The 8,065-nt window shown below is 43.6% G+C and carries 8 protein-coding genes and 1 pseudogene; 7 read left to right on the top strand and 2 right to left on the bottom strand.

What is annotated here, in order from left to right:
- Nucleotides 1-394, top strand: a pseudogene (locus C3B52_RS37665) (hypothetical protein); the annotation flags it as partial.
- Between the two features lie 262 nt (nt 395-656).
- Here C3B52_RS37665 and C3B52_RS34740 read toward each other — a convergent pair.
- Nucleotides 657-1,958 carry an IS1380 family transposase gene (locus C3B52_RS34740; RefSeq protein WP_090728284.1) on the bottom strand — a complete coding sequence of 434 codons (1,302 nt, stop codon included), beginning with the start codon at nt 1,956-1,958 and terminating at the stop codon, nt 657-659.
- Nucleotides 1,959-2,219: 261 nt separating this feature from the next.
- On the opposite strand from C3B52_RS34740, the gene C3B52_RS34735 reads away from it, so the two are divergent.
- Both C3B52_RS34735 and C3B52_RS34730 read left to right on the top strand, forming a co-directional pair.
- Nucleotides 2,220-2,720, top strand: a complete 501-nt coding sequence (locus tag C3B52_RS34735) for a type IV secretory system conjugative DNA transfer family protein (RefSeq protein WP_201264987.1) — start codon at nt 2,220-2,222, stop codon at nt 2,718-2,720.
- Between the two features lie 11 nt (nt 2,721-2,731).
- Nucleotides 2,732-3,697 (top strand): M23 family metallopeptidase, encoded by a 966-nt coding sequence (locus tag C3B52_RS34730; protein WP_235615960.1) that lies wholly within the window; start codon nt 2,732-2,734, stop codon nt 3,695-3,697.
- Here the strand turns inward: C3B52_RS34730 and C3B52_RS34725 are convergent, their stop codons facing one another.
- Entirely contained in the window at nt 3,698-4,012 is a 315-nt protein-coding gene (locus C3B52_RS34725) for a helix-turn-helix domain-containing protein (RefSeq protein WP_103110901.1), read from the bottom strand. It lies immediately after the preceding gene.
- Between the two features lie 164 nt (nt 4,013-4,176).
- Between C3B52_RS34725 and C3B52_RS34720 the strand changes: the two genes are divergently transcribed.
- The 4 genes from C3B52_RS34720 to C3B52_RS34705 are packed head-to-tail and all read left to right on the top strand — an operon-like array spanning nt 4,177 to nt 8,052.
- Nucleotides 4,177-5,514: a hypothetical protein gene (locus C3B52_RS34720; RefSeq protein ID WP_103110900.1), complete on the top strand. Its 1,338-nt coding sequence runs from the start codon at nt 4,177-4,179 to the stop codon at nt 5,512-5,514.
- Between the two features lie 18 nt (nt 5,515-5,532).
- Nucleotides 5,533-6,534: an SAF domain-containing protein gene (locus C3B52_RS34715; protein WP_103110899.1), complete on the top strand. Its 1,002-nt coding sequence runs from the start codon at nt 5,533-5,535 to the stop codon at nt 6,532-6,534.
- A complete protein-coding gene (locus tag C3B52_RS34710) occupies nt 6,531-7,205 on the top strand; it encodes a hypothetical protein (protein WP_103110898.1) in 675 nt (224 codons plus the stop codon). Before C3B52_RS34715 ends, C3B52_RS34710 begins: the two co-directional genes overlap by 4 nt.
- Before the next feature lies 1 nt (nt 7,206).
- The gene (locus tag C3B52_RS34705; protein WP_103110897.1) at nt 7,207-8,052 is read left to right on the top strand and encodes a hypothetical protein; all 846 of its coding nucleotides are present in this window, start codon (nt 7,207-7,209) and stop codon (nt 8,050-8,052) included.
- Nucleotides 8,053-8,065: the final 13 nt, after the last annotated feature.

Below are 8,065 nucleotides of genomic sequence, written 5' to 3'. Positions count from 1 at the left end.
TGCCGAACCCTTGCAGGTAATACCTAAAGTAAGATTTGCTTACTACGCCCATGATGATGGGTGGTTTAATAAGCTGTATGTGTCTGATCTTGAAGATTATAAGATACTGTTGTCTAAAGTAATCGTATCCAAATTACATAGATTAACGCGGCGAAAAATTGGGGATATCCCAGATGATGTTGCCAACGTTCTAATGGAGTCTACGAAAGAAGGATTGTTTATGGATTTTTCCAAGATAGTGAGGAGCAGAGTCAGCCTCAGATTGCCTATTACTGCAGTAGGACATTATCAGGATATGGACAAGGTGTATGAATATAGAGATGAGATAACCGAGCACAAGCTGTGGTTGTCTTACACGAACAGAAAATGGAGTCTAGTATATCATCTGGGATGAAGACGAACAGAAGCAGAGCGAGAGAAGAACAGAAGTTTAAGATGCATTTGCAGCATATTAGAACGGGAGACAGCAATCTATGATAAACCCGAATTTCGAAAGCCTATAATAACGGGGCATTGTTGCTAGAAGGTCAGCATCAGCCATGCAAAAATGTGGATAATTTCCCGTCCGTCCGAGCTAGATTATCCACATGTGGATAGTCCTCCCCCCTCCCCAATGAAGAGGCTGGTTCGCTTTCCATGTAAAATTTTGTGAATCATCATTCCAACAAGGCCACCCTGGCTTCGATTCGTTTCCATGCATAGCGTTCGGCGAAGTTCTTCATCAGTTTGAGCACGACAGATCGACCGTGCTGAATGAGCGTCGCCGCGCAGTGAAAGAACTCCAGACGGAACCTTGCAATGGTATAACCTTGATGCACCGGCTCGCAGCAATCGCGTTTGAATCGCTCGAACAAGTTATAGGCAAGCAGCTTGATGAGCAAATCCAGTTCATTCGCTTTAAAATCGCTTGTGGCGATGCGATCGATCGAGAAACCGTTTTTGGCTTCCTTGATGTAATTTTCCATGCAGCAGCGCTGGTTGTAGAAGCGCCACAAATCGATCGGCTCCCATTCCAGATTGGTTACAATCGCTTCATATTGCCAGTCTGTATCGAACACGATCCGGCCTTGTCCGTCATCAAACACCTGCGCTTTACGAATAATCGCCACGCGCCGCGGCTTCTTCCAGGACGTCGCTTTATAGATCAAGGTAATGCCTTCGATGATCCAGTCTTCGTCAACATAGCGCGTCCAATAGCGGCAGGCCTGAACTTCTTTTTCCAGCCGCTGTGTCCATTTGAGCTTGCCGACATAGCCGATTCCTTTGCTTTCCCAAAGGCTGTAGAAGTCTTCGCCGCCGAAGCCTTTGTCAAATCGGGCGTACTTCACCTTGCGATCGCCGAGGAGCTCGAAGGTTTGCTGCAGGAAGTCGGCAGCGTCAGTGGAGGAGTGCGTGTTGCCCGGCCGAAGCGTCGCGTTCAGATTCAAGCGGGTTTGGCCTTCAAAGGCCAACAGCGGATGATAGCTTTTACGCCCGGGCTTGTGCGGGTTTGTCCCCTTGGCCGCGCCGGTCTGATCGCCGTATACCGTTTCTACTGTGGAGTCCAGATCGAGAATGATGTCAAAGGGCAGGCAGGGCCGGATGATTTCCTGATTCAGTATCCGCAGTTCAGTCGGCAACTGCGGACACGACCGGCCAAGCCGTCCAAGCTCCTTGTACAACAAGCTATGATGCGGACAACGTCCGCCCAGGAAACGGTTCAGCAGCGGGTCATGTTGCAGTTTGCGGAAATGAAAAATCCGCTCGCAGCCGAGCATCCAGCCGACGATGAGGTAGAGCAGGATAAGATGAATAGGGAAAATCGAGTTGTGCGCTTTGCCGCCGGAGAGGCTGCGCATCGCCTCGGCAAGCTTGATTTTTTCGAGAAAGGCCAAGAAGACTTTGATGCCTCCGAAGCTCGTTGCGTTATTCAGCGAAAATTCTGTCTTGATTTTGCTAACGGGTGTGGTAGACTTCACCTAAAAGGTGCTCCTCTCTTTGGGTGATGTTGTATTGGACAAACACCATTCTACCAAAGATTTGGAGCCCTTTTCACGTTTTCAAAGAGTCGTACTTTCGAAATTCAGGTTGATTATTGTGACGCTAAAGGGAAAGAGACTGGTATGCACCAGAAAGAATGGGTCGAACTAGGCTTATACTTACGGTCGTCAGCAATTGGAGCCGACCAGGCACTATGGGCAGGACCAACGACTCTGGAAGGTAATTCTCGATTTGTATGTTTGGACATCAACGGGCTCTTAGAGGCCGATGAGAAGGTTCTGAAAGCTCAAACGTACAACATTCTTTCTTGGGCATGGAATCGAATTGCAGAGGATCGCAATGAACGAATCTTATTTGTATCAGATGAGACTTATCTTATCGTTGATCCTGATTATCCGCAGCCGCTTAAATTTATGCGGAACACATCCAAACGGATCCGGAAATATGAGGGTGGCTTGATGGTTATCACTCATAACATGGTTGACTTTATGGACCCAGCTGTTAAACGTTTTGGTCAAGCATTAATGGACAATCCGGTTTATAAAATCATCATGGGTCAGGGTGATCATGATATCGCTGCTCTGAAGAGCCTGATGTCCTTATCTGAAAAAGAGGTTGAAACGCTGTTGGCAGGTAACCGGGGAGAAGGATTATTCGTTGCAGGGAATAGACGGATCCATGCGTCATTCGAGGTATCACCGTTTGAACTCGAAATGTTTGGTAAGGGCGGCGGTCGATAATGTGGGGCTGGGTGGCCAGAATCGCAGGTTCCGATCCGGAGAAAGCAATAAAAATCGGATTGGGTATTGTGTTCGGGGTGTTAATGCTCATCATGTTACTATTCGCAGCACCTATAGCATTTATAAAACATATGCCGTTAGGTAGCTCCCAAGATGAGTATGATTACTACACGAAGGGAGCAGAACAGATTGAAACCGTCACCGGCGTAAAAGTCTCCTGGCAATACATTATGGCCGTGGATGCTGTAATACTAGATCAAAATTTCAAAAAATCTAGTGTTGAGAGAGCTTATGGATACAAAGATTATTTTGTTCGAGAGGAACAGGTGAAAGTAGAGAAAACCTGTACCGATGCTAAGGGTAAATCTTACGATTGTTCGTATTACGAAACTCACTATTACCTAAGAGATTTCGATGAGACGCTTCAAATGCTTGTAGCGGATGGGAAACTCAAACAAGATCAGATTCAAGAAGTTATGGATAAAGTGGAATATGTCTTTAATGTTTCCGATGGGAAGATCTCTTTTGAGGGTGATAGTGGTGATGTAGAGGAAGATGACACAGGAATTTTCCAACCGGTTGATGGAGCCATGGGATGGCCCACAGAACAAAATCTGACGCGTATATCTTCACCATTCGGCTGGCGAACACATCCCATTACAGGGCGAAAGAAGTTGCATAAGGGAACGGATATCCCAGCACCCATAGGAACAAATGTATATGCAGCCCGAGCCGGAAGAGTAGTCAGTACCAGTTGGGCTGGAAGCGGAGGTAATATGGTTGCTATCGATCATGGTGATGGAATGACGACTAAGTACATGCACCTAAACAGTTTTGTGGCTAGGCCAGGACAAAGCGTGGAAGCAGGGCAATTAATCGCAAAATCAGGTAACACCGGGGGAAGTACAGGTCCACATCTTCACTTTCAAGTGGAGATCAATGGAGAATCGGTGAATGCCATGCAGTACTATAGGTAATCAATCCAATGTCTTCAAAAAAGTAACCAGTGCTGATCGTTGATCAGGATTTAGTGAATGAAATAGATGATAGAGCTCCTTCTCTTCTGTAGTCAGTGACTGATCTCCCATATGAGATTGAACTGGCAGTAGCTCAACCAAAGCAATATTGAGTGAATCACTGATTTTCTTCAGTGAACTGAGAGTCACCGTTCGATCACGTTCATTCTCCAGATCGTTAATGAGAGATGAGGATACGCCGGCCTGTTCAGCCAAATCGTGAGTGGACCATCCACGTTCCTTGCGTAATCTTCTTAATTTATTACCAATAATCATAGTCTTACTCCTTATGGTTTTCTTGAGTTGAGTTTACCATACAACGTAAATGATTTCATTTTGTTTTTTTAAAAGAACTTTATAGACATTTGTTCTTTTTATAGTGTATTATTAGAACTGTAAATCGAACCTGGGTTCGGTTTTTGGAAAGGAGGTGACTGCCATTGTACGGGATAATTTCGAGTCCGGATTTCATCGATGAAATCAAAAAAGCGATTGAGAATGAAACCATCATTTTTGAAGAATCCGGGAAATTTAGTGCAGATGCTTTTGTTCAACATTGTCAATCTGTATCAGCTGCACAGATACATACTCTCATCGTGGATATAAACGCAACGGATGACCTTGGAATGATCAAAGGGATCCGGACTATCAGAATGAAGCGTAAATCAAGAATCATTGTTGTCGCACCTGGCCGAGAACCCGGGGATCTTACCATCAACACATTACTGAAGTTTCAAGTCTTTGATTTCGTTGCTCCTAGTCTCTCCAGTATCGAAGGTTATGAAGACGATGAAGACGATGAAGACGATGAAGAATTGCTGCAAAGAAAGCCACTTTCGATCTACATTCAAGAACAATTGAAAAAGGAAGCATCCTATGCCAACGCTGCACGATGGGATGTCGGAAGTGAAGAAATCATACTAAAGCAGATGCAGGAGCAAACCAAAACTAAATCTGCAGAAGGAACCAAGACCCCAAAAGAGACTCAGAAATCTCGGAGCGGAATCGAAGGGATTGAACAAATTGAAGAGCTGGAGATTAATCCTCCAGCCATTCGAGAAAAGCAAACTCTAGTAGAAACGATTATTGGAACTGTCATTATTGCTGTTGTAGGTGTGGAGCCTACTGCGGGTAGCACACATACGGCAATACTCATAGCCGATTTTTTATCCCGAAAGGGCCGGAATGTTTCCATCATAGAGGCTAACAACTCAGACGATTTTTCAAGAATAGCCAATGCCTATGACGGATTGGCTGGTGTCCCAAATGATGAGCAATTCTTCACGATTGAAGGCGTGGATTATTACAAGTCAAACTATCGATATGATGTTCCGGAGCTACTGGAAATGTCTTATGACTACATCGTCCTCGATCTGGGTTCGTATCGTGACACGGTATACATGGAGGAGTTCTACAGGGCTCATGTGCAAGTCGTTGTCGGTCACGGAATTGAGTGGAGACAAGGTAAGGTATATGAATTCGCTAATGAACACCGACATCGGGATCAGAGCAAATGGATCTATTGTATCCCAACCGTTAACAAATTGATTCAGTCTGATGTTCAGAAAGGACTTGGCACAGGAATAGTGCATGTCATTCCACAACATCCGGATCCTTATAAATCACAGCGAGATACAGATAACGTTCTGGAAACATTCTTGAAAGAATACATGGGCCAAAAGCGGAAGAAGACGAGCACCAGGGTTTACATGGCAGCCATTATTCTACTGAGCGTTATTGTCATTATGCTTTTTATCATCTTGTATCTTAAAAATTAATCTGAAGGGAAAACGATCATGTCCAAAATTCGGCTTCGTCAGAAGCAATTGCTCTTAGCAGGGGGAGTAGGCGCACTTGTTGTCCTGCTGCTCTGCATCATTGCTGGTTATCTCTATGTTGATCACTTGAAGAATAAGTACACCGAACAACGAGTTTCAGTTGAACAAGAACTGGCACAGACCCAGCAAATTCTTAATGAAGAAATGGTTAAGGTGGAAGTTGTCACCCGTGATATTTCTTCTGGTGAACCTATTCAAGAAAGTGACCTAGACACACGCCTGATGCCGCGCAGGGCAGTGGCAGAAGAAACGATTTTATCAAAAGAGTTAATTCGCGGGAAACTCGCAAAAGTGGAACTTCCGGTGAATTCCGCAGTCACCTCTTCTGTCATTTATGAGGATGAAGTCACGGCGAGAGACATTCGTAGTCAGGAATTCAGTCTGATGGAGCTCCCATCCAAACTTCAAAAGAATGATTATGTTGATGTTCGGATTAAATTTCCTTCAGGTCAGGACTACATCGTTCTTTCAAAGAAACGTGTAGAAGATCTGCAAACAGGTACTGTGTGGTACAAGATGAATGAAAAAGAAATCCTTAATATTTCTAGTGCAATTGTTGATGCATACATCCGAGATGCAACGATTTACGCACTGTCTTATGTAGAACCAGGCATACAGGAAAAAGCAATTGTGACATATCCGGCTAACAAGGATGTTCTGGACCTAATGGACAGCGATCCAAACATTCTACAAAAGGCTACAACCGAATTAGAACGTAGACAACGCGTGAAGCTCGAGAGTGCAATGGGTTCAATGTCTACTCAACAGCTGAATGATTATAAGAACAATCGCAATAACAGTCAGCAAGCTCAAGAAACACAAAAGAACGATTCTCAGCCTACTACCGATCAAGTAAATGATTTGATGACCGAAGCCAACGATGTGAACCAACAAAATACAGAAGCTATTTTCAATGATCAAAATAGCAGTGTAGATATGCAGAATGGGGCAACGCCATGAAGAAGATCTTATTTATCGGTTCCTACGAGAAAACGGACTTAATGTTTTACACCGCAAAGCTGCTGTCTATCCATCATAAAGTTCTTATTGTAGACGGGACCAACTCCAAAGACTACCACTATACGTATCCCAAAGTAGATACTGAAGCGGATATCCAACAGCATGATAGTTTCGATATCGCAGAGTCAGTTAATCTGAAACGTTACGAAAGCCTGCTGGCCAGTGATTCATACGATTACGTATTGATCGATATCAATAATCCTGAATTGATTCGAGAGTGGCCAGTGTGTGATGTGTACTTCTTAGTAACATCCCACGACAACACTATACTGCAAAAAAATGTTCAGCTTATGTCAGCTTTCTTTCAAGAAAAAAATCAGTCAGATCTGGTGCCAATCTATCAAATCGTGAACGAAGGTAGTTCATTCACGAATGAATTTATAAGAGATTTATTTAACCAGAATCCAATTGATTGGAAAGAAACGTTCACCTTTTACCCAGATGAAAGAGATTTGGAAAGTAAGTTCATGAATCAACATCTGCCAACTGTCGTAATTAACAAGCTCTCAGGCGCTCTAAAACAAACCCTAATGGGCATTGTAGGGACAATCCTCGACAAGAGTGCCAAGGAGATGAAAAAGGTCTGGAATCAGGCGAAGAGGGGGAAATAACATGGGTATTGTATCGTTTTGGGGGCTTCAGCATGGTTATGGCGTTACAAGTAGCGCGGCAGCAGTGGCCTCTCTGATCGGAATGGAGTATCAGATACGAACACTGGTATCACAGCCTCAGTTTTCAGATTCCACGATGGAACGGATATTCTCTAAAGCAATAAAGAGCCAAAATCCTGAATTTTTTAGTATCACAGGTAGTGGCTTGGATGCACTAGAGAGAGCTGTACGTTCTGGAAAAATGGAAAGGGATTCTGTGAAGAACAATGCCCTGATTGTTGAGCCTGATCGATTGGATATTCTGAAGGGTACAGACAAGACAGACAAAATACAGTTTGAGGATTCGAATGAAATCATTAACATCGCATACAAAAAGGCGACAGAATACTATGACACCGTCATTTTGGATCTGCATAGCGGAACCAATAGTAGCGTCATCCATGGACTCTTGGAAATCTCTGATCTCATCGTTGTTTGTGTTAACCAGAACATCAATATATTGGAGAGATTCTTTTTAAACAGAGAGAATCTACCGCCAGCGCTGAAAAAGAAACCTTATGTTCTCTTGATTAGCCAATACGATAAAGATTCAAAGTACAAGGTCAAAAATATTTGCAATAAATTCAGATACAAAGGCCCTGTGTTCACAGTACCTTACAACACCAGCTTTAAAGATCATATCAATGATGGTGATATCAGTAGATTTTTCAAGAAGAATCAAGAGATGAAACAATTGCATCCTAATCGTTACTTTATAGAAGAAGTTCGTAAACTGTCTAAACACATTCTGACTGAAGTTGGAGTCAACACGCAAGTTAAGCAAATTCAAAGTGGAAGAGGGGCTTAATGAATGGAGATTA

Source organism: Brevibacillus reuszeri (genome assembly GCF_002897295.1).
GTDB lineage: Bacteria > Bacillota > Bacilli > Brevibacillales > Brevibacillaceae > Brevibacillus > Brevibacillus reuszeri_A.
This window is presented reverse-complemented; position numbering and strand designations above follow the sequence as displayed.